At 51.6% G+C, this 21,688-nt stretch carries 15 protein-coding genes and 4 CRISPR repeat arrays (1 of these 19 running past the window's edge); of the genes, 11 read left to right on the forward strand and 4 right to left on the reverse strand.

Annotated elements, in window-relative coordinates; translation table 11 throughout:
• Positions 1 to 99 precede the first annotated feature (99 nt).
• The 3 genes from PDUR_RS06630 (at position 100) to PDUR_RS06640 (ending at position 3,063) form a co-directional block, all read left to right on the forward strand.
• On the forward strand, positions 100 to 1,377 hold the full coding sequence (locus PDUR_RS06630; RefSeq protein ID WP_042205586.1) for a B12-binding domain-containing radical SAM protein: 1,278 nt from the start codon (positions 100 to 102) through the stop codon (positions 1,375 to 1,377).
• 359 nt (positions 1,378 to 1,736) lie between these two features.
• On the forward strand, positions 1,737 to 2,318 hold the full coding sequence (locus PDUR_RS06635) for a sigma-70 family RNA polymerase sigma factor (protein WP_042205587.1): 582 nt from the start codon (positions 1,737 to 1,739) through the stop codon (positions 2,316 to 2,318).
• Entirely contained in the window at positions 2,308 to 3,063 is a 756-nt protein-coding gene (locus PDUR_RS06640) for a DUF3600 domain-containing protein (protein WP_042205588.1), read from the forward strand. The genes PDUR_RS06635 and PDUR_RS06640 overlap by 11 nt, the downstream gene beginning before the upstream one ends.
• Positions 3,064 to 3,268: 205 nt before the next feature.
• Here PDUR_RS06640 and PDUR_RS06645 read toward each other — a convergent pair whose 3' ends face one another.
• Together PDUR_RS06645 and PDUR_RS06650 are read right to left on the reverse strand one after the other, a co-directional pair.
• On the reverse strand, positions 3,269 to 3,610 hold the full coding sequence (locus PDUR_RS06645) for a cupin domain-containing protein (protein WP_042205589.1): 342 nt from the start codon (positions 3,608 to 3,610) through the stop codon (positions 3,269 to 3,271).
• A gap of 367 nt (positions 3,611 to 3,977) precedes the next feature.
• A CRISPR array of direct repeats spans positions 3,978 to 5,494; the repeat unit is 32 nt; unit sequence GTCGCTCTCCATGCGAGAGCGTGGATTGAAAT.
• 287 nt (positions 5,495 to 5,781) lie between these two features.
• Positions 5,782 to 6,018, reverse strand: coding sequence for a helix-turn-helix domain-containing protein (locus tag PDUR_RS06650; protein WP_042205590.1), 237 nt, complete (start codon positions 6,016 to 6,018; stop codon positions 5,782 to 5,784).
• Positions 6,019 to 6,178: 160 nt separating this feature from the next.
• On the opposite strand from PDUR_RS06650, the gene PDUR_RS29710 reads away from it, so the two are divergent.
• Positions 6,179 to 6,826 (forward strand): hypothetical protein, encoded by a 648-nt coding sequence (locus PDUR_RS29710; protein ID WP_233277493.1) that lies wholly within the window; start codon positions 6,179 to 6,181, stop codon positions 6,824 to 6,826.
• Positions 6,827 to 7,036: 210 nt separating this feature from the next.
• A CRISPR array of direct repeats spans positions 7,037 to 9,212; the repeat unit is 32 nt; unit sequence GTCGCTCTCCATGCGAGAGCGTGGATTGAAAT.
• Positions 9,213 to 9,441: 229 nt separating this feature from the next.
• Positions 9,442 to 9,912 (forward strand): ribose 5-phosphate isomerase B, encoded by a 471-nt coding sequence (gene rpiB / locus PDUR_RS06660; protein WP_042205591.1) that lies wholly within the window; start codon positions 9,442 to 9,444, stop codon positions 9,910 to 9,912.
• Between the two features lie 117 nt (positions 9,913 to 10,029).
• On the opposite strand, the gene hepT is transcribed toward rpiB, so the two are convergent.
• Entirely contained in the window at positions 10,030 to 10,218 is a 189-nt protein-coding gene (gene hepT, locus PDUR_RS06665) for a type VII toxin-antitoxin system HepT family RNase toxin (RefSeq protein WP_042205592.1), read from the reverse strand.
• Positions 10,219 to 10,711: 493 nt separating this feature from the next.
• Positions 10,712 to 11,007: direct repeats of the CRISPR family, unit length 32 nt; unit sequence GTCGCTCCCCGTGCGGGAGCGTGGATTGAAAT.
• Positions 11,008 to 11,080: 73 nt separating this feature from the next.
• Here hepT and PDUR_RS06675 point away from each other — a divergent pair.
• The 6 genes from PDUR_RS06675 to PDUR_RS06700 all read left to right on the forward strand — a co-directional run bounded on the left by PDUR_RS06675 (position 11,081) and on the right by PDUR_RS06700 (position 17,697).
• A complete protein-coding gene (locus PDUR_RS06675; protein WP_042205593.1) occupies positions 11,081 to 11,542 on the forward strand; it encodes a UPF0158 family protein in 462 nt (153 codons plus the stop codon).
• Between the two features lie 423 nt (positions 11,543 to 11,965).
• Positions 11,966 to 13,054: an outer membrane lipoprotein-sorting protein gene (locus tag PDUR_RS06680; RefSeq protein ID WP_042205594.1), complete on the forward strand. Its 1,089-nt coding sequence runs from the start codon at positions 11,966 to 11,968 to the stop codon at positions 13,052 to 13,054.
• Positions 13,055 to 13,278: 224 nt separating this feature from the next.
• Positions 13,279 to 14,481, forward strand: coding sequence for an alanine racemase (alr, locus tag PDUR_RS06685; RefSeq protein ID WP_042205595.1), 1,203 nt, complete (start codon positions 13,279 to 13,281; stop codon positions 14,479 to 14,481).
• Positions 14,482 to 14,674: 193 nt separating this feature from the next.
• Complete coding sequence (locus PDUR_RS06690; protein ID WP_025333624.1) at positions 14,675 to 14,956, forward strand: CopG family ribbon-helix-helix protein; 282 nt, start codon at positions 14,675 to 14,677, stop codon at positions 14,954 to 14,956.
• A gap of 3 nt (positions 14,957 to 14,959) precedes the next feature.
• Positions 14,960 to 15,310, forward strand: a complete 351-nt coding sequence (locus tag PDUR_RS06695; protein ID WP_025691534.1) for a type II toxin-antitoxin system PemK/MazF family toxin — start codon at positions 14,960 to 14,962, stop codon at positions 15,308 to 15,310.
• 200 nt (positions 15,311 to 15,510) lie between these two features.
• Positions 15,511 to 17,697, forward strand: a complete 2,187-nt coding sequence (locus PDUR_RS06700; protein WP_179945198.1) for a Tex family protein — start codon at positions 15,511 to 15,513, stop codon at positions 17,695 to 17,697.
• A gap of 144 nt (positions 17,698 to 17,841) precedes the next feature.
• Here the strand turns inward: PDUR_RS06700 and PDUR_RS06705 are convergent, their stop codons facing one another.
• On the reverse strand, positions 17,842 to 18,825 hold the full coding sequence (locus tag PDUR_RS06705; protein ID WP_042205596.1) for an S-layer homology domain-containing protein: 984 nt from the start codon (positions 18,823 to 18,825) through the stop codon (positions 17,842 to 17,844).
• Positions 18,826 to 19,221: 396 nt separating this feature from the next.
• Positions 19,222 to 21,688: a CRISPR direct-repeat array (repeat unit 32 nt; unit sequence GTCGCTCCCCATGCGGGAGCGTGGATTGAAAT) (it continues 373 nt past the right edge of the window).

Below are 21,688 nucleotides of genomic sequence, written 5' to 3' on the forward strand. Positions count from 1 at the left end.
GCCTGCTGAGCCTGGACCTCATGAAGTATCGTTCCCCGCATTGTTGTGCTATTCTTCCATGTTATAATTATCCAAATGGACTTTTATGGAAGGTGACGCATGAGAAAAAAGATTCTGCTGATTCAGCCGGAGAACGAAAAGATCAACCGGTTCAGAAGGAAGCAGTTCAACAACTTCGTCCAGATCACGATGCCGTATTTGGCGGGGTTCATTGATGAGAGCAAGTATCAGATCACGCTTGTAGATGAGTACCGGCAAAAAATCCCCTTCCGCCGCACGTTTGATCTGGTAGCTATTACCGTGAATACGCCGAACGCCTACCACTGCTACCAAATTGCGGAGAAGTTCCGGGCACAAGGGGCCAAGGTGGTCATGGGCGGACCGCATGTTACGCTGCTGCCAGAGGAGGCTTCCGGGCACTGCGACAGTATCCTGATCGGTGAAGCGGAGGAGACCTGGCCGGAGTTTCTGGAGGATTTTCATAAAGGAAAAGAACGGGCTGTCTACCGCTCGGAGGGTATTCCGAATTTGAAGAGCATCCCGCTGCCGAGATGGGATCTCTTAAATAGAAGCAGACTGATGAAGGGCGCGGTGTTCGCGACACGAGGGTGCCCTTACCGCTGCGCATACTGCAATCTGAAGCAAATTTATCACGACCGTTTCCGTGTCCGTCCAATCCCGGAAGTGATCCGCGAAATTTCGCTGATGAAATCGAAGTTTTTCGTGTTCTGGGATGATAATTTCTTTGCGGATAAAGCCCATGCCATCGAACTGATGGAGAGTCTAAAGCCCTTGGGCAAAAAATGGGCCGCACAGGTGACCCTCGCCGATTGCAATGACGATGAACTGCTGAAACGGGCGGGAGAAGCGGGCTGTCTGTATCTGTTCGTTGGGCTGGAGTCCTTCTCGCCATCCGCACTGCGGGGCGTCAACAAAGGGATCAACCGGGTCGATTCGTACCGTGAAATCACCCAAAAGCTGCACAAGCACAAGATCATGATTCAGGCGGGCATTGTATTCGGCTTTGACGAGGATACTCCGGCAACCTTCCGGGATACGCTCGCGGCCTGCGAGGAACTGGGGATCGACGGGGTTACTGTCAGCCTGCTTACGCCCCTGCCCCGGACACCCGTGTATGCTGGAATGAAGCAGGAGCAGCGGCTGCTGAATGAAGACTGGAGTCTGTACAACGGCAAGACGGACGTCGTATTCCATCCCCGGAATATGACTTCGGAAGAGCTGCTTAAGGGCTATCTCGATTTCCGCCGCCGTTTCTATTCGCTGCCATCCTTTATCAGACGGATGCGGGTTTCCAGGACGCATCTCTTCTACAATTTTATTATAAACCTGGGATACCGATTGGCCCTCAAGCGTTAAGCGGGAAGTCCGCAAGCTGAGGGCTTATTTGCGTTGGTTTTAATGTATCGTTACTCCTGTGAGGAGAAGTGCTTGGATTGTGGGCTAACTAGAGAGCTGAGCGGGAAAAAGCGGAGCTTATCAGAGCCAAAACCGCGTATCTACGCGAATAAAAGGGATTTTCTCCCTCTTAATAGAAGCAATTCCTTAGAATAGGCCCTTTTCTCAGAAATAAGATGGAGCTTTTCCCGTTTGTTACTCTGAATACGTCCCCGAGGGGAGGATAAACGGGAGCTTTTCCAGTCTAAATTTCTAAAAAAAGCGAACGAAATATCCGGTACTCTCCAATATAGAGTGTAAGACCGAAGGGGGAATGGCGGATGAATCATCCAAAACAAGATTCGGAGCTCGCAGCGCTTGTGCTTGCCGGCAGCCGTGAAGCGTACAGCGAGCTGTATGAAAGAACAATAACCGAGGTGTATCGAACCGTCCGTTTCCTCATTGGCGAGTCATCCGATACGGATGATGTCGTCCAGGAGATTTATATTCAGGCCTACCGGTCTCTTGGGCAGTATGATGCGGCCCGGCCTTTCCGTTCGTGGCTGATGGGGGTGGCTATGCGGCAGATCCGGGCATACCGGAGAAAGAGGTGGAATCATATCCGCCTGATTAAAAAAGCGCAGCAGAGCATCATCGCGGCTTACGATTTTTCGGGGGAAGTGGTTGATAAAATATCGTACCGTCCCCTGATTACAAGCGTGGAACGCCTTCCGTTCAAGCTGAAGCAGGTCGTGATTCTGCACTATTTGAATGAGTACTCCCAGGAGGAAATTGCGGATGCGCTGGGCATCCCTCTTGGAACGGTAAAATCCCGTATTCACGCCGCTTTAAAGAAGCTGCGCAGCAAGCGGAGCAGCGAGATTTTGCTTAGGGGAAAGGTGGAGGATTTGCATGAAGCTTGAGCAAGAGCTGCGAGAGGCATTGCGGGAAGAAAGCAGGGGCTGGACGGCTCCTACGGAACTGAAGGACAGAATATTAAATCACAAATCACTGAAACCGGAGGGAAGAAGAATGAAAAAATGGATTGCGGCAGGCATTCTGGCCGCCGTGCTGCTCGTTCCTACTGGAGCGTATGCCGGGTACCATTATCTGGCTGACTCCGTATACGGCTCGCAGGAGCGGCTGGAGCCATTCGGCGGCACCCAGCAGCAGTATGACCATCTGGAGGAGAAGCTGCAAGCGGCAAAGCAGAGCTTTGAACCGCAGGAGTTCGCAAAGCTGATGTCTCTGCTTAAACAATTGGGCGATTATAACCTGAAGATGGCCGATGACAAGGGAGTGCTGCATCCTGAGCAGCTAAGCTCCGGAGATCAGGAAGCCTATAAGAAGCTGATCGCGGAGCTGGAGCCTTATTTTGAGAAGCTGAACGCAGAGGGGACCGGGAATGGGGGTGTGAAGGAAACCGGGCAGCAGGCGGACAGCGCTGCGTTCTGGAAAAAGGCGTTGGCCCACGGGGAGAAGAACCTCAGTAATCAGGATCTTGCCAAAGTGAATGGAATTATCGACGAAATTCAAAAGATAGAGGTAAAGCCGGACGGCAGCGATCGCGCGTTTACGGCTCAAGAGGCCGAGCATCTTAAAGAACTGATCCGACAGTTGGAACCCTACCAAGATCAACTGGGGATTAAACTGAAGCCGATAAAGTAATCTTGAGCGAATAATCGGTCTGGCAATGAGGCGTCTTTATACGAATCTCAATCGATCTTATTGCCGGTTCCGGCGTTTCAAGGGCTGTCCCGTAAGTCATGAACATGACCGGGGGACAGTCCTTTCGCTGTTCCGCATCAGGAGGCTTTTATCAAGTAAACGGTCGGTGCCATGCATACAGCCTGCAAGCTGCCGGACCGGATGATCAGATGTTCTGTGCGTATTGCTCGCCCGGGATGTTGATCAACGTTACATACAAACTCGAATTGGAGCCTTCGCCGCTTCGGTAAGAGAAATCTTCATCTCCCGATATCTGAACCACATCTCCTTGCGATACGGAGATTTCTCGTCCATCGGCTGTTATTATTCCGCTGCCTTCAAGAAGAAGAATGTACACGCTGGCTCCGGGATGCTTATGAACGGGCAATTGCTGCCCCGGTCCAAAGTTCAAGACAAAAACCGTATGCTTGTCTTCTTTAAATACAACGCGCTTTGTGAATCGGTCCGTCTGGTATTCCTGAAATTGAATAAGTTCTTTCTTCTCCATTTGAAGTCACTCTCCTTGCTTCGGATTAATCAGGCCCTACAGCCGGATTTCGTATTCGCAGAACTAATTAGATTGTATAAGAATCGGACAGATGGCTAGTGATTTCAATCACATTATTTTCAATCGAACCGTGAAGGCTTGTCTTGTTGCTGCTTTTTCTTGTTCAGGATCATCCGTTCCAAGTGGCTGAGCCTTCTCAGGTGCGAACCCCAAGCGCACATAAAAACCCCGGGAGATTCGCACCTCTTGCGGGGCAAGGGTTTTCGCGTTATTTTATAAATAGGCGGCCCCTTTTTAAGCGTTCATTTAAGGGGTTCGCACTAAAGCGTTTGCAATCCCTTGCGCAGCAAGGGGTTACAGCGGTGCAGTCGCTCTCCGTGCGGGAGCGTGGATTGAAATTTTGTCTGCTTGGCGAGTTTTGTCTGTACCCGCTGCTGTCGCTCTCCGTGCGGGAGCGTGGATTGAAATCGACGGACACGCTGTCAATCTTAACGTCAGCACTGCCGGTCGCTCTCCGTGCGGGAGCGTGGATTGAAATCGTATCTTCCGGGAATGGAAAAAGAATTCGGAAATGTCGCTCTCCGTGCGGGAGCGTGGATTGAAATTTCATTTGCACCTGGACAAGTTTATTAGCCAAGACGGTCGCTCTCCGTGCGGGAGCGTGGATTGAAATAGACAAATAATAATCAATGTCTGCACGAAGCTGGTCGCTCTCCGTGCGGGAGCGTGGATTGAAATGCCGGATAACCTCGTGCAATTCCACGTCCAGCGCTGTCGCTCTCCGTGCGGGAGCGTGGATTGAAATAGGCGTTAGAGTTTATTCGTAATCAGGGTGTGCCTGTCGCTCTCCGTGCGGGAGCGTGGATTGAAATGTCTTGGTCTTCATCATCCGATGATTTGGGTGGGAGGTCGCTCTCCGTGCGGGAGCGTGGATTGAAATGCCGCATCCTCAGGGCTGATCCAGCCCCATTGCTCCGTCGCTCTCCGTGCGGGAGCGTGGATTGAAATTACCAGGACGTTACCATCCTCGTCCAGAGCGACAAATGTCGCTCTCCGTGCGGGAGCGTGGATTGAAATTCTGATTCTGAACTATACCACCGTTCAGCGTGCAGCGTCGCTCTCCGTGCGGGAGCGTGGATTGAAATTTCGGTCCGGCATCGTCCCTGACTGCTCAGACCCGTCGCTCCCCGTGCGGGAGCGTGGATTGAAATCTCAAAACAATGGGCGCCCCGGTATGGGCCCGAAGTCGCTCTCCGTGCGGGAGCGTGGATTGAAATGACGATAAACTGCTGCCCAAGCCAATCATGCGGCACGTCGCTCTCCGTGCGGGAGCGTGGATTGAAATGTCTACGACGACTACGCCTACCAGCTGCGCCAGGGGTCGCTCCCCGTGCGGGAGCGTGGATTGAAATTATGTCTGTCATTACATCGTTCGAGAGCGCGTAGAGTCGCTCCCCGCGCGGGAGCGTGGATTGAAATTGGGAAACCCTGATTTGCTCTTACTGCTTTGTAGCTGTCGCTTCCCGTGCGGGAGCGTGGATTGAAATCGGACAGTAAAAAACGACGCCCGGGAAGGGCGCCGCTGTCGCTCCCCGTGCGGGAGCGTGGATTGAAATTCCAATACCAAGATTGCGATTACCATTAAATAAATCGTCGCTCCCCATGCGGGAGCGTGGATTGAAATTCGCGGGTAAATCCGGGAAGCAGCATATGCAGCAGTCGCTCTCCATGCGAGAGCGTGGATTGAAATGATTGCATCGGAGCCTACTCCACAATATATGGCTGTCGCTCTCCATGCGAGAGCGTGGATTGAAATTGTCAAAGCACGGTTAATGTATGCACTCAGGTCAAGGTCGCTCTCCATGGGAGAGCGTGGATTGACATCGTCCGAACTGGCTGACATCGTCATCCGCGTTATGGGTCGCTCCCTATTAAGGGAGCGTGGATTGAAATGCCTCGGAAATAAGATTGCCTCACATCGATATGTTGTCGCTCCCAGTGCAGGAGCCAAAGTTTACGCCACTTAAAAACCACATCCTACCATTGAAATTTGACTTCAAACTAACCAGTCACAAAGCAGGTTGTGCATTTAAAGCTCAACAACGAAAAAGCACCGAAAGCTCCGCTTTTACATCAGAGTTTCGGTGCTTTTTATTAGCCTAAGGGAGAGCTTACTCTTTTCGGCGAACCTCAAACAATTCATTGGGGCTGATGTCGAAGTATAAACATAACTTCATAATCAGCACTGCAGAGATTTTTTTCTTCTCCATGTTGCTGTTATGCATCAATTCCATAATCGTAGTTCTGCGGTGACCAATCTCTTTTGATAATTTCAAAACAGACATATTACCGTGTTCTTTTAAAATCTCGTCCAATTTGCAATGGAGTGTATATTTCTTATATTCCATTTCGTCCTCCGAATCAAAGTGTTGCACTTCAGGCGTGCATGTGGTATATTGTGGATGCGAGAATTGAACTTTAAAGGTGCAATTATATAAAGTAAATCTATTTGCAGTTAGCTTGCTTTTTGCAGATAGATATCTTTTAAAAATTCGGTGGAGGATGCATATGTCCAAACGTCGCCCCCGCAAGCTTAATTATCAAGCTATAGTTGAAATTATCAAAAAAGATTTGGTTTGGCCGGAATTGGGCGACTCGCCGGAAGCAATCCATTACTATCATCTCACTGATTCCCTTGGACGTAAATGGCAAACAATTGGTTGTCATGTTACGGACGCTATTAAGGTATTTAGAATGGGAGATTATCGACCTTGGACATATATTCTAGAATCGGCTCCCTATGCTCCAAACCTTACATTTCAAAAACTTGTTCAGATGCTGCATATCCGCTTTAAGGATGGAGATTTAAAAAACGACATGCAAATCATATTAAATTCGCCAGCCAGATGCAATCAATTTGTAGATAAAATTGTTAATGTTAATCATTTCAGTGTCTTTAAGCTCTTATATGAATTGAAAAATGAATACCTTTTACATGAACCAATACCACAGTCATCTTTTGAATCAATGTACAGTGCGAATCCGATTGAGGCACTTTCTCATTTTTATCTCGAAAATGTGGATACTCTCGACTATTGGGAATGGAAACATGCTGGCGGGACCGCTGAACTAGCGATTTATTATAGGAAAACCAATCCAGACCTCAGCCTGATTGAAGCCATAGAAAAAGCGGAAAGGTCCCGGGCAAAACAGTAACCTAAACATACTGTCGCCCTGGGTCTGTATTCTAATGTTTAGTGCGAACCCCAAGCTCACATAAAAACCCCGGGAGATTCGCACCTCTTGCGGGACAAGGGTTTTCGCGTTATTTTATAGTAGGAGCCCCCTTTTAAACGGTCATTTTTAAGAGGTTCGCACTAAAGCGTTTGCAATCCCTTGTGTAGCAAGGGGGCATGACGGGGGCGAGTCGCTCTCCATGCGAGAGCGTGGATTGAAATCGGAAGGTGAGAACGTGGCTCAGATTATTCGCGAGTCGCTCTCCATGCGAGAGCGTGGATTGAAATCAAGACGGTCCGATTATACTAATGCCGAAAATTAGTCGCTCTCCATGCGAGAGCGTGGATTGAAATCGACATCACCACGACGACGGTTACCGGCTGCTAGCAAGTCGCTCTCCATGCGAGAGCGTGGATTGAAATCTCAAATAATAAAGCATATGAGTTAAATATTTACGTCGCTCTCCATGCGAGAGCGTGGATTGAAATTGCGATCAGGTGGCCTGCCTAGCATCTTATATTCGTCGCTCTCCATGCGAGAGCGTGGATTGAAATTGGCGGCACGCCGGGTTGCCATTTGACATATCGCGTCGCTCTCCATGCGAGAGCGTGGATTGAAATATCACACCAGCAATAACTCCTACAGGCGCACCTGTTGTCGCTCTCCATGCGAGAGCGTGGATTGAAATGGTTCCCGGAACAGCATGGACTGCAAATGCATGTCCGTCGCTCTCCATGCGAGAGCGTGGATTGAAATGCCACCTGTAGAGCGGCATCAAGATTAGCCTGTTTGTCGCTCTCCATGCGAGAGCGTGGATTGAAATATGATGAAGTGATTATTGATGAGCCTGAAGATCAGGTCGCTCTCCATGCGAGAGCGTGGATTGAAATACTCAAAAACCGGGAAGCCCTTATCTACGGCTAAAGTCGCTCTCCATGCGAGAGCGTGGATTGAAATATATTTATATGACTCGGGGTTTCTATCCTATAAAGGTCGCTCTCCATGCGAGAGCGTGGATTGAAATCAAGCGTAGACATACAGTTTCTATCACTCCCGTTAACGTCGCTCTCCATGCGAGAGCGTGGATTGAAATATTGCTTTTTGCGGGCTGCTTGCCACACATATCCAGGTCGCTCTCCATGCGAGAGCGTGGATTGAAATCTGTCATGCAATAAGTGAATCGGCTTGTTGCAAATAGTCGCTCTCCATGCGAGAGCGTGGATTGAAATTTGCAAAGAAAGCAAGTCGATATTCACGGGCTCGATGGTCGCTCTCCATGCGAGAGCGTGGATTGAAATACCGGTAATCACGCCCCAGTGTCGGCGCATTGGGGTCGCTCTCCATGCGAGAGCGTGGATTGAAATTCACAGAAACCACCAAAGAGTGGCTGGGCGTTACGTCGCTCTCCATGCGAGAGCGTGGATTGAAATAGCCGAGCGGTAGGGAGGACAGGGATGATATGCTCGGTCGCTCTCCATGCGAGAGCGTGGATTGAAATCGATCAATGTAGGCCCGGTATCCTTGGTAGCTGATAGTCGCTCTCCATGCGAGAGCGTGGATTGAAATAATGCCCAGCTGGCGAGCAGCGGAGACTCTGCCCGGTCGCTCTCCATGCGAGAGCGTGGATTGAAATTTAGATTGAGTAGTCCGAGTTGTCGAGCTTGAGGTCGCTCTCCATGCGAGAGCGTGGATTGAAATGTGACACCAAGCGTGGGCCGCCTGGACAGTCGAGGTCGCTCTCCATGCGAGAGCGTGGATTGAAATGCCCTGCTCCGGCTCCTCCCCAAATACCGCAGCAGTCGCTCTCCATGCGAGAGCGTGGATTGAAATGTGATGCGTATATTTGCACTACTCGGGGACGGTGATGTCGCTCTCCATGCGAGAGCATGGATTGAAATGACCAGTTTCTGGAGGTTGCGCAGCAGCCATCGAGTGTCGCTCTCCATGCGAGAGCGTGGATTGAAATGAGGATAATAAGGTCAGCGTGTGGGATGATAAGGGTCGCTCTCCATGCGAGAGCGTGGATTGAAATTCCACGACGAGAGCAGTACTATCGCCTTCGACATTGTCGCTCTCCATGCGAGAGCGTGGATTGAAATTTTGAACAGGGTAGGGATTGAACTATCACTAACAGTCGCTCTCCATGCGAGAGCGTGGATTGAAATAGTATTGGAAAAATCGGTACTGAAGGCTCCGATTGTCGCTCTCCTTGCGAGAGCGTGGATTGAAATAAAAGGTGTAGGCACTGTAGGCATATTCGGCTTCATGTCGCTCTCCATGCGAGAGCGTGGATTGAAATGAGTGCGTAAGGACTTCCAAGTAAATCCAATCTCGTCGCTCCCCATACGAGAGCCTGGATTGATATTTTGCATTGGGCACTGATTCAACGATAGGCAACAAGTCGCTCCCTATGTGGGAGCATTATTTTTGCTCGGCTAATCTATCAAAACGTCGCATCCTTTTTTTTACAAAGAACATTATTCATAGGCCGGCGAGTATGAAAATAACTGGAAATCGAAGTTCCGAAGCGATAAGATAGAAGTGCTGGAATTGTATATCAAATTGGAAAATCATTGAATTGGGGGCGTCTAACGATGAAAATTGCGGTTGCGGGCGATCATGCGGGTTTTTCCTTAAAAGAAGAAGTAAAGGCTTTACTAACCAGCCAAGGGCATGAGGTAGTGGATTTCGGAACGCATAGTGAGGAAGCTTGCGATTTGCCCGATTATATTTATCCTGCGGCTTTGGCAGTGGCGGAAGGGAAGGTGGACCGCGGGATTTTTATTGATGGTGTAGGCTATGGAAGCGCTATGATTGCTAATAAAATCTATGGGGTGTACGCGGCGGTTTGTCAGGACCCGTTCTGTGCGGAATTGGCGCGGTCTCACTCCAACACCAACGTACTATGCATCGGCGGAAAAATTATCGGCTCGGCTATCGCCCTCGAAATCGTAAAGGTGTGGATGACGACTGACCACCTGGGAGATGTTGAGAAATACAAGCGCCGCGTGGATAAAGTAGTTGAAATATCGGAGAAGCATTTGAAAAAATTGTCCGAGCTCTAAGTGGATGACGATTTTGCCGCTCTGGGAACGGTTTAGCTTTTTACTTCCGGAGCGGCATGATGGTCCTTGCCTTAAGGGAATTGCTGCTGCCATCACTGAGATAATGATATTAAAATCTCAACGGCTCATGTATTCTTTCAATTTTTTTGTAAAGTCCGTAAAGTCGGTTAGGTGTTTGTCGATAATCGTTTTGACAATCTCGATCTGGACAGCCTGGTAGTCGTGAACAGCTATGTTCCGGAACCCTACCATGGCTTTTAGGTGGCGATTCAGCTTCTCGTCTAGGAATCCCTTGTTATACAGCATTGCTCGTCCTCCTGCGATAATGTCTGCAAAATCTCCCGTCTTTCCTCATTAAGCATGGCATATTCTTTTAGCGACCGCATAAAAAGCTGTTGCCGTATAAGCGGCTCGGCGTCATGCAGCAGTCTCCCGGTTCCGATAATTTGAGCGCGAAAGACAGGACTGCTGATAATATTTATTTTGAAAAAAATGGAGCTAATAATCCACCTCAAGTATTCCGCTTTCTAAGGATAAGCTGGATAGGCTAGAAGCCAAGGGGGGAGAGCACAAAGACAATAAACAGGCTTTTCTTGTCAGCTCTTCTCGATTGTATCTCGCTAATCAAAAAGTGCGAACCTGAAGCGCACATGAAAACCCTGGGAGGTTCGCACCCCTTGCGGGACAAGGGTTTTTGCGATATTTTGTAGTTGAAGGGTCATGAAGTGGACTGTTTTTACAGAGGTTCGCACTTTTTGGGCTTCAAACCCGTGCGGCGCAAGGGTTCTGAGGCATACCTGTCGCTCCCCGTGCGGGAGCGTGGATTGAAATATGTTCGTATTCCCTCCAAGCAAAATTCATTTCCGTCGCTCCCCGTGCGGGAGCGTGGATTGAAATTTGCATAGCTTGGATAGCAGCGTAAGGACGCTAGGTCGCTCCCCGTGCGGGAGCGTGGATTGAAATCTTGAAAATATCCAAATTAACAGACATTGGTATGGTCGCTCCCCGTGCGGGAGCGTGGATTGAAATACTCATGTCCAGCTGATCGACTCCACCGCAGCCTGTCGCTCCCCGTGCGGGAGCGTGGATTGAAATATCGATATACTCGGCATTCCGCCAAACTTGGGCGGTCCCTCCCTATACGGGAATGTGAAAGGAGATTCACAGAATGGATAAACTAACTCTAACTGAAGCGCAACTAAGGGAAATTGTCGACAGCTACGATATGCAGCATGAGGGGATCGATACTTTTTTTAATCTGGAGAGCAAGGAGGTTGTCTTCATCAATAATGAATTTTCTGATCCGGAGGACGAGGAATTGGAAGAGGAGATTGATGAGGGGTTCGGCGAAATCTGGTTCCGATTACCAGAACGGTTTTCCAGCGACGGGTACCGGGATATGGAGGATTTTGTAGATATTGTATCGGACGAACGACTGAGAGAGCGGTTGATAACGTCCCTTAGAGGGGGACGCGGGGTTTTTCGCCGCTTTAAAGATACGCTTGGCAGCAACCCTGAGGAACTTGAACGCTACTATCAGTTTGTGGATGAACGCAACCGCGAACGGGTACTAAAGTGGATGGAAGCAGAGTTTGATATGGAGATAGAGATAATAGGCGGGGAAGAGTAAGAGCGTTTATGAACGATCCAGGCTATTGCGATACAAGAGCTGCTGCCTCCAGTTGCACGAAAAAGTTGGAAGCGGATTCATAGCGCATGCGGGATCGTATACACGAAAAAAACGGCCGTTGCCCGATTCACTTCCAGCAATAGGTTACTTTAGCGGCGGCCTATTTTCTGTCTAAAACGGCGATGTCTAGATGCGGGTAAAGGATTTTGCAATATTTGTACATATTGAACCGGCATCTATCGTTTCTCAGAGTTAACGGCGAACTCGCTCCCCATACATAAGCATGAGTTTAAAAAACATACAGTTGCAATTGTTCCGCTCCTCCCAAGCCCCCGCTTGTCAAGCCCGTCTGCATATTGCGGTGGGGTCCCTCATAGACATGTACTAATCACTGCATTCAAAACAGGTTAAGGGGATGATGTCATGCGCCGGATTGCATGGGTACTCGCGATCATTATGAGCGTTACCCTGATCATGACAGGCTGCGGGAAGAAGGACTCCGCATCTGTGGTTAAGGATTTGAACAACGTTGCCGACAAGCTGGAGAGCAAGACGGGAGCCTATCAGGGGGAGGGCACAATGACCCTCTATACCGGCGAGCAGCCTCAGGAATACAAGGTTGAGGTATGGTATAAAAACCCTTCCTACTATCGCATCAGTCTGGCCAATGTGCAGAAGAACATTACGCAGATCGTCCTTCGCAACGATGAAGGCGTGTTCGTGCTGACACCGAGCCTCGGCAAGAGCTTCCGCTTCCAAAGCGACTGGCCGGACAACCAAGGGCAGGTCTACCTGTATCAGACGCTGGTGAAAGGCATCGTCGCCGACAACAACCGCCAGTTCGTGGATGACAAAGACAGCTATGTATTCGAAGTAGCCGCTAATTATCAGAGCAGCGCCTTGGTGCGTCAGAAGATCTGGCTAGACAAAAAGACCTATGCGCCCAAGCAGGTACAGGTATCCGATTCGGAAGCCAAGGTTGTGGTGGACGTGAAGTTCAACAAGTTCGCTTTCAATCCGGAGTTTTCCGCAGATTCTTTTGATATGCAGAAGAATATGGCTTCGGGGGGAACGTCGGAAAATACGGTGGCACAGGTCGACGAGAACGGCAATCCGCTGCCTGCCGCCCAAACCCAAGAGGGAACGCAGGCCCAGGCGAACGCGGACCTCGGCGATTTCGGCATTATCGAGCCGGGTTATACTCCGGAAGGCGTGACGTTCAAGGATTCCAATAAAGTCGAGAACAGTGACAATCACGCCGTCCTTCTGCGGTATGACGGAACTTACCAGTATACGATCATGGAATCGCGCCCGCTGGATCAAGCCGTGTCGCTCGCGCCGGGAACACTCGTCGATCTTGGTTTTACGGCGGGACTGCTGACCGGGGATGAACAGCTGACCTTGACTTGGATGTCGGGCGATGGAGTGGAGTTCCGGATTACAAGCGCGAACCTTCCTCGTAGTGAAATGATGGAAATAGCCGCTTCTATGCAGGATCAAACGGGTAAATAAAAAGTTGTAGGCGGATACTGCTAACTGTGGGATGATTTCCTCTACAATGCGGTATCCGTTATGCTTTCATTTGCTGGCTGCACGCTTCCCCTTCGCCTGGTGAACGTCAAACCCTCGCTTACATTGACAGTGCCTTCCGTTAGCATTACCATAACGAATAAGAAAGTGTTTCATGTGAATGTTCGGCAGGATGACGCTTATCACAAACGAGAAGGTGACTGGAAGTGCAAGAAAGTTATCGACCGACTGTGGCCGAGATTGATTTGGATGCCTTGCGTGCCAATTACGAAAGCTTTCGGCGGCATTTGCCGGCGGGAGTGAAGTTTATGGTATGCGTCAAAGGCAATGCATACGGCCACGGGGCCGTGGAAGTGACGCGTGAACTGGAACGACTGGGTGCGGACTATGTAAGCGTGGCTTTTCTGGATGAGGCGATCGAGCTGCGCCAGGCGGGAATTGTCCTGCCGATTCTAGTGCTTGGCTATACGCCGCCGGAAGCTATTGCCGCCGCCTGGGAGAACGATGTGACCGTGACGCTTTTTACCCCGGAAGTGCTGGAAGCGGCATCTAAACTTCCTTTCAATGACAGCCGGAAGTTGAAGGTGCATATCAAGATTGACAGCGGCATGGGCCGGCTCGGGCTTCTTCCGGATGATGCTCCGCTGTTCATCGACAAGGCGCAGCGTGTCCGGCAGATCGAATTGGAGGGGATGTTCACACATTTTGCCAAAGCGGATGAAGCAGACAAAAGCTATACACTGGAGCAGTACCGACGATTCATGGGCGTGACGGAAGCGCTTCGGGAAAGACAGATTCATATCCCGATCATACATACGGGCAACAGCGCTACGGCCATTGACACCCCTCATTTATCTCCGAACATGGTGCGTGTGGGCGTCAGCATATACGGATTCTACCCGTCAACTGAGGTGAACAGACAGCAGGTCGAGCTGCACCCGGTCATGACGCTGAAGACGAAAGCCGTCTATGTAAAAAGCCTGCCGGAGAGCTGGGGCGTCAGCTACGGAACCCGCTACCGCGCAGTCAGCGGCGAATATATCGCCACGCTACCCATCGGGTACGCGGACGGATATTCCCGCATGCTGAGCGGTAAGGCAGAGGTGCTAATACGCGGCCGCCGCGTTCCTGTCGTCGGAACCATCTGCATGGACCAGTGTATGGTATCGCTCAAATCTTTCGCCAATGAGGCGGAACAAATCAAAGCCGGCGAAGAGGTTGTACTCATCGGCCGCCAGGCTGGCGTCTCCATTACGGCAGACGAGCTGGCACTCCTTCTTGGAACGATTCACTACGAGGTGACCTGCATGCTGGCCCATCGGGTGCCGCGCGTTTATATTCGCGAAGGCTCGGCTCCCCGTCTGGTAAATGCCTTAATTCAAACCCCAAGCCCCAATCCTGTAAGCTAAGCGGAGGATGGTCAAGGAATATTCAATCGTAGACGATGCTATGACTTATGGTCTATACGAACCGCCGTTTCTAGTTTATAATGGGATGCAGCATACTTGATATACTGACGGCATATATTCCTTGTATAAAATTCCTTGCATAATGCTACACTGGATATACAAGGGCAGAAGGTTTGTGGGGGTGGAAGAGAAGTTGGCCAATTTGCAAAACACCAAAAGAATCATGATCAGCTTGCCCGATCATCTCTTGCAGGAGGTTGACGGAATTGTCCAAATGGAGAATTCCAATCGCAGTGAATTGATCCGGCAAGCCATGAAGCTGTATCTCAGCGAACGGAGGAAGCGTTCCATAAGGGAGTCCATGCAGCGCGGATACATGGAAATGGCTAAGATCAACTTGACCATGGCATGTGAAGCGTTCCTTGCCGAGGAAGATGCAGACAGTACTCTTGGCCGCTTAGTAAGCGGGGTGTAGATATTGATCGTAAAACGCGGCGATGTTTTCTTTGCCGATCTTTCGCCGGTAGTTGGTTCCGAGCAGGGCGGAGTAAGGCCTGTTCTCGTCATTCAGAACGATATTGGCAATCGCTTTAGTCCAACGGTAATTGTTGCGGCAATTACCGCACAGATCCAGAAGGCCAAGCTGCCAACTCATGTGGAAATTGACGCGTCATCCCACGGCTTTGACCGGGATTCCGTCATTTTGCTGGAACAGGTTCGGACGATCGACAAGCAGCGCTTGACGGATAAGATCACCCATCTTGACGATGAAACGATGAAAAAGGTGGATGACTCGCTGCAGATCAGTCTGGGTCTAATTGATTTTTAAACAGGACAGGCACAGCCATTTCATAAAAATGTAAAAAGGGCTCATCGCAAATCTGCGGTGAGCCCTTTTTGGGCTTCTGCACCGGAGCTATTATTCGGGCTATTCAAGAAATTCTCCGGCTGGAACGCCTTCGGGCAAATATGATACTATTTGACGTATCGGATGTAAGAAAAGAGGGAGACGTATTGATCGAACAGGATATGAATAACGTTTCGGATGAAGCAGCGCGCCGTGAGCGGCAGATGATGATCGGCCAGATCGCCAAGGAGCTCGGTTTGTCCGAGAGACAGGTCGGACAGGCGGCTGGGCTGCTGGACGAGGGCAATACGATTCCGTTCATCGCCCGGTATCGCAAGGAGATGACCGGAGAGCTGGACGAGAACTCGCTGCGTGATATTGAAGAACGGCTGAGCTATTTGCGTTCCCTTGGCGAGCGCAAACGTGAAGTCATCCGCATTATCGAGGAGCAGGGCAAGCTTACGGATGAGCTGCGTGGGCAAATAGTTGGAGCGGTCAAGCTTCAGGAAGTGGAAGATTTGTACCGTCCGTACCGCCAGAAGCGCAAGACCCGGGCGAGCGTCGCCAAGGAAAAAGGGCTTGAGCCGCTGGCCGACTGGATCATGGAGCAGCGGCGCGGCGGGAACCCGGAAGCGGAGGCCGGCAAATATGCCGATCCGGCCAAAGGCGTGGAGTCGGTGGAACAGGCCCTGCAAGGAGCACAGGATATTATTGCCGAGTCCATAGCCGACGATGCGGCGGTCCGTTCCTGGGTGCGCCAGTATACGGCTTCACAGGGCATTCTTGTCTCCGAGGCGAAGGACAAGGAGCAGGAATCCGTCTACGAGAATTATTACAGCTACCGCGAGCCGGTCCACAAAATGCCGCCGCACCGCATTCTCGCCATTAACCGCGGGGAGCGGGAGAATGTGCTGAAGGTTGGCATCGAGGTGGATGCGGCCTGTATCCATGCGCATATCACGCGCAAGCTAATCAAAGGCCCATCGCCGGTTAAGGAGCTACTGGAAGCCGTGGCCGAGGATGCCTACAAGCGGCTGATCGCTCCTTCGGTGGAGCGCGAGGTGCGCGGAGAAATGACGGAGAAAGGCGAGAATCAGGCCATCTCGATCTTCTCCGGCAACCTGCGGAGCCTGCTGCTGCAGCCGCCGGTCAAAGGACGCCGGGTGCTCGGCGTCGACCCCGCGTACCGCACCGGCTGCAAGCTGGCGGTCGTCGACGAGACCGGCAAGCTGCTGGAGGTGGCGGTAACTTACCCGACGCCGCCGCATAACAAGAAACGCGAGGCGGCGGAGAAGTTCAAGGAGCTGATTGCCAAGTACGGCATCCAGCTCATCGTCATCGGCAACGGCACCGGCTCGCGGGAGACGGAGCAGTTCACCGCCGAGACCATCGCTGAGATCGGCGATCCCGGGCTGGCCTACCTCATTGTCAATGAGGCCGGGGCCAGCGTGTACTCCGCCTCCAAGCTGGCGCAGGAGGAGTTCCCGGACCTCGATGTGGCCGAGCGCAGCGCCGCATCGATTGCCCGCCGCGTGCAGGACCCGCTCGCGGAGCTGGTCAAGATCGAGCCGAAGGCGATCGGCGTCGGGCAGTATCAGCATGATGTGTCGCAGAGGCATCTGGACGAGAGCCTCAAAGCGGTGGTGGAATCGGCAGTTAACCATGTCGGCGTCGATGTGAATACCGCATCTCCGTCGCTGCTCTCCTACGTGGCGGGAATCAACTCAACCATCGCCAAGAACATCGTCAAATACCGTGAAGAGAACGGCAGCTTCAAGAATCGCAAACAGCTGCAAAAGGTTCCGCGTCTCGGCGCGAAGTCATATGAGCAGTGCATCGGCTTCCTGCGCATTCCGGAAGGCGAGAATACGCTCGATCACACACCGATTCATCCCGAGTCGTATGACGTAGTCAGCCGATTGTTCAAGGAGCTGGGACTTGCGCTGTCGCAGATCGGCAGCAAGGAGCTGGCGCCGGTCCTTGCCGCCCAGAATCCCGAGGAGCTGGCGGCCAGGCTGGACGTCGGCGTGCCGACGCTGCGCGACATTCTGGAGAGCCTTCAGCGTCCCGGGCGCGACCCCCGCGAGGAGCTGCCGCCGCCGATCTTCCGCACCGATGTGCTGAAGATTGAGGATTTGGCGCCGGGTATGGAGCTGCAGGGTACGGTGCGCAATGTCATCGACTTCGGCGCCTTCGTCGATATCGGCATCAAGAATGACGGGCTGGTGCATATTTCCCAGCTTAGTTCAAGCTTCGTCAAGCATCCGATGGACGTCGTGTCCGTCGGCGACAATGTGACCGTCTGGGTTCTCAGCGTCGATCTGAAGAAGGGCCGGGTCAGCCTGACCATGCGCCCGCCGCGCGAATAAAAAACCTCCAAACGTTCCCGGTCCAACCTGAAAGAAGGTTGGGCCGGGAACAACGTCTGGAGGTTTTTTGAGGTTCCGGCAGGGAAAATCCCGGCCCGGAAGGGACGATGCCGCCACTACCTTCCCGCGAGCTTGGTACGAGCCTCAGAACTGCGGAGCGTCCGGCTCCGGCGGCGTATACGATCCGGGCATTGGCTTGGCGCTAGCCGCATAGCCTTCCGGCAGATAAGCGACGGCTGTCGCTTTGGATATTACCTGCGGATACATCCCTGGTCCCGGCTTGGTGACTTCATAATAAATGACGGCCTTTTTCCCCTCGCCAAACTCGATTTTCGCAATCGTCAGGCCGTACCCCGGATTGGGCAAATTGCCGACGGTAACCGACACTTTATTCACGCCATCCGCCACTTTTTCCACTTTGATGTCTGCGGGTTGGCCCGTACTTGCGGAATCGTCTCCATCATCAATCGTTCCCAGCATGCGCTGAACGTAGGCTCTCGCATCATGCACCCAGGCGGCTGCCTCCGAGCGGGTAATAGGATCATTCGGACGGAATTTCCCCTCCGTTCCCAGCGAAATAATGCGCATGTTGAGGAGCGTCTGGAGACTGGCGCCTGCCTCCGCGCTCAGTTTGCCGCCGTCAGCGATATTGAAATACATCTCCGTCACGGGAAAATCGCCCTTGGCCTTCAAGGCTGCATCCAGCAGCTGAGCAAAATTGGCGCGGGAAACCGCCGCATTCGGATTGACCGCTTTATCCAGCGGCAGGCCATTCTGCACGGCGATCAGGAATGAAGTAGCATACCAGGACTTATCATCCACCTTGGTAAAATAATCGCTTGCCTTAGACGCTCCTTCCGCCGCCGGATTTTGTTCAAGCGCAAGCCCGCTAACAATAAGCTGGACAGCCTGGCCGTATGTCATTTTGGACTTGGGAGCAAAGAGTTGACTGGTCACCCCGTTAATCACTCCGGCTTCATGCAATGCGTTGATCTTGGCCTCAGCCGGATCTCCCTTCAGGTCGGAAAAAGCGAAGGCCGACGCTCCGAATAATACCGACGCTGCCAAAATCCCGCATGCTATGGTCATTTTTTTGGCATTGTGCCTGAATGTGTGTCTGTTCATCATTATTCACCTCTTATCTTCATAGATGCCCAATACGGCGAAAAGGTTGCAGGGAGATGAAAAATTGTCCGGTTGAGTTCGCATTCCAAGCGCATATGAAACCTTCATAAATCTGGAGATTTTTCTGTTCCATATTGGTATTATGCATCAATTCCATAATGGTTGTTCAACGGTGACCTATCTCTTTAGACCATTTCAAAACGGACATATTACCGTGTATTCTAATGTTTGGTGCGAACCCCAAGCTCCCATAAAAACCCCGGGAGATTCGCACCTCTTGCGGGACAAGGGTTTTCGCGTTATTTTATAGAAGGAGCCCCGTTTTAAACGGTGATTTTCAAGGGATTCGCACTAAAACGTTTGCAATCCCTTGCGCAGCAAGGGGGCGCAGCGGGTGCAGTCGCTCCCCATGCGGGAGCGTGGATTGAAATTTTATGACCGTCCGCATATGTGACCAAGAAATCCGCGTCGCTCCCCATGCGGGAGCGTGGATTGAAATCGCGACCATACGAAGAAAGCGCCGGACTACGATAAGTCGCTCCCCATGCGGGAGCGTGGATTGAAATGGCATCATCGTGCCGAAAATCATGATCGAACTCGCGTCGCTCCCCATGCGGGAGCGTGGATTGAAATCTTGAGCTAATCTATCAAGGATTGATTGTAGAAAGGTCGCTCCCCATGCGGGAGCGTGGATTGAAATATACCGACTTGGAGGTATTTGATTTTATCCACAGGTCGCTCCCCATGCGGGAGCGTGGATTGAAATCAGCACTCCGGCTGTTTCTCGCTGCGTATCGTATGTGTCGCTCCCCATGCGGGAGCGTGGATTGAAATAGCAGGCATGCCGCTAACAAATCCAACAGCAGCGTCGCTCCCCATGCGGGAGCGTGGATTGAAATATGCGATTCCAAAGTATCAAACTATAAACTAAAGCAGTCGCTCCCCATGCGGGAGCGTGGATTGAAATTCCGGGAGCAAGCAAATTATAAGAAGATCGAGCGGTCGCTCCCCATGCGGGAGCGTGGATTGAAATCGCTATGTACGAGACAATGACTATGTAACTGGTCGTCGCTCCCCATGCGGGAGCGTGGATTGAAATTAATGTAGTAATCATCAGATATATCTTTGAGCATGTGTCGCTCCCCATGCGGGAGCGTGGATTGAAATGGAATTTGGCTCCGACCTTGTAGGGCTTGCCTCCCTGTCGCTCCCCATGCGGGAGCGTGGATTGAAATCCTATCAATCCAAGACCAAATACCTCCCTCTTCCGTCGCTCCCCATGCGGGAGCGTGGATTGAAATACTGATAATCTGGAGGGGCCTAAAATATGACTGTTGTCGCTCCCCATGCGGGAGCGTGGATTGAAATGTAATATAGAGAAGCATCTGGATCTTTTGAATAGTCGCTCCCCATGCGGGAGCGTGGATTGAAATTTCAATAGCCGCAGCCAATTCCTCCGACAGATAAGGTCGCTCCCCATGCGGGAGCGTGGATTGAAATATATCTGCATACTGTCGTGCATTTGGATTGTCAGGGTCGCTCCCCATGCGGGAGCGTGGATTGAAATATGAGCGAAACCGAGGACACCAACAATCTGGCCGTACGTCGCTCCCCATGCGGGAGCGTGGATTGAAATTTGCCCTTGGTACTGGTATACGTCCTTGTCAGCGGTCGCTCCCCATGCGGGAGCGTGGATTGAAATAAATTTTCAGGCTTATATCTCTTACGAAATTTAGAGTCGCTCCCCATGCGGGAGCGTGGATTGAAATTATCCGTTCTGGTGTCATATCCTATATCTCCTTTGGGTCGCTCCCCATGCGGGAGCGTGGATTGAAATCATGTTGCGGGAATACCCTCCACCCCATAGTAGGGTCGCTCCCCATGCGGGAGCGTGGATTGAAATCGGATGTTGGCCAGGCGGGAATCGGCTTGTGCGGTCGCTCCCCATGCGGGAGCGTGGATTGAAATCTAAAAAAGAAGAGGTGAAAATAGTATGAAGGAAGTCGCTCCCCATGCGGGAGCGTGGATTGAAATACTAAAGTAGCCGCAGCTACGGCTTCGTCAAACTGTCGCTCCCCATGCGGGAGCGTGGATTGAAATCTCGCAGTCATTGTCCATGATTTACGTAGACGTAAGTCGCTCCCCATGCGGGAGCGTGGATTGAAATCGTCTGGCATAGGTGTCTATTACGACCCGGACCTTGTCGCTCCCCATGCGGGAGCGTGGATTGAAATCTCAGTAATCCAACAGAAGAGTCGGTACTAATGACCGTCGCTCCCCATGCGGGAGCGTGGATTGAAATCGCCATCTCTCAGGATTCAATCCCTGCCTCATTATCGTCGCTCCCCATGCGGGAGCGTGGATTGAAATATTGTGGCGATCAGAAAAATAAAGGAGCGCTGCGTCGCTCCCCATGCGGGAGCGTGGATTGAAATCGGTGTACTTGCTGGCGACTAGGTATATCCCAATGTCGCTCCCCATGCGGGAGCGTGGATTGAAATCTCGATATTCGTAACGTAACGGGAATTTGGTGTATTTGGTCGCTCCCCATGCGGGAGCGTGGATTGAAATAGGCAGAGCGGCGTACCTCTGGATGTGTGGTCGGTCGCTCCCCATGCGGGAGCGTGGATTGAAATAACGGCAAGAGTCCGGTCGCGGAAAAGTCGTCATGGGTCGCTCCCCATGCGGGAGCGTGGATTGAAATGGTGACATCAACGAATACTTAGCCGTTTAACGTAGTCGCTCCCCATGCGGGAGCGTGGATTGAAATGACACCGAAACCGTCGAAATCCAAACCCTGAAGGGTCGCTCCCCATGCGGGAGCGTGGATTGAAATGATGAGTTGTGTTCGGTGTAATGGCGCTGG

It is taken from the genome of Paenibacillus durus (assembly GCF_000756615.1).
GTDB classification, from domain to species: Bacteria; Bacillota; Bacilli; order Paenibacillales; family Paenibacillaceae; genus Paenibacillus_AQ; species Paenibacillus_AQ durus.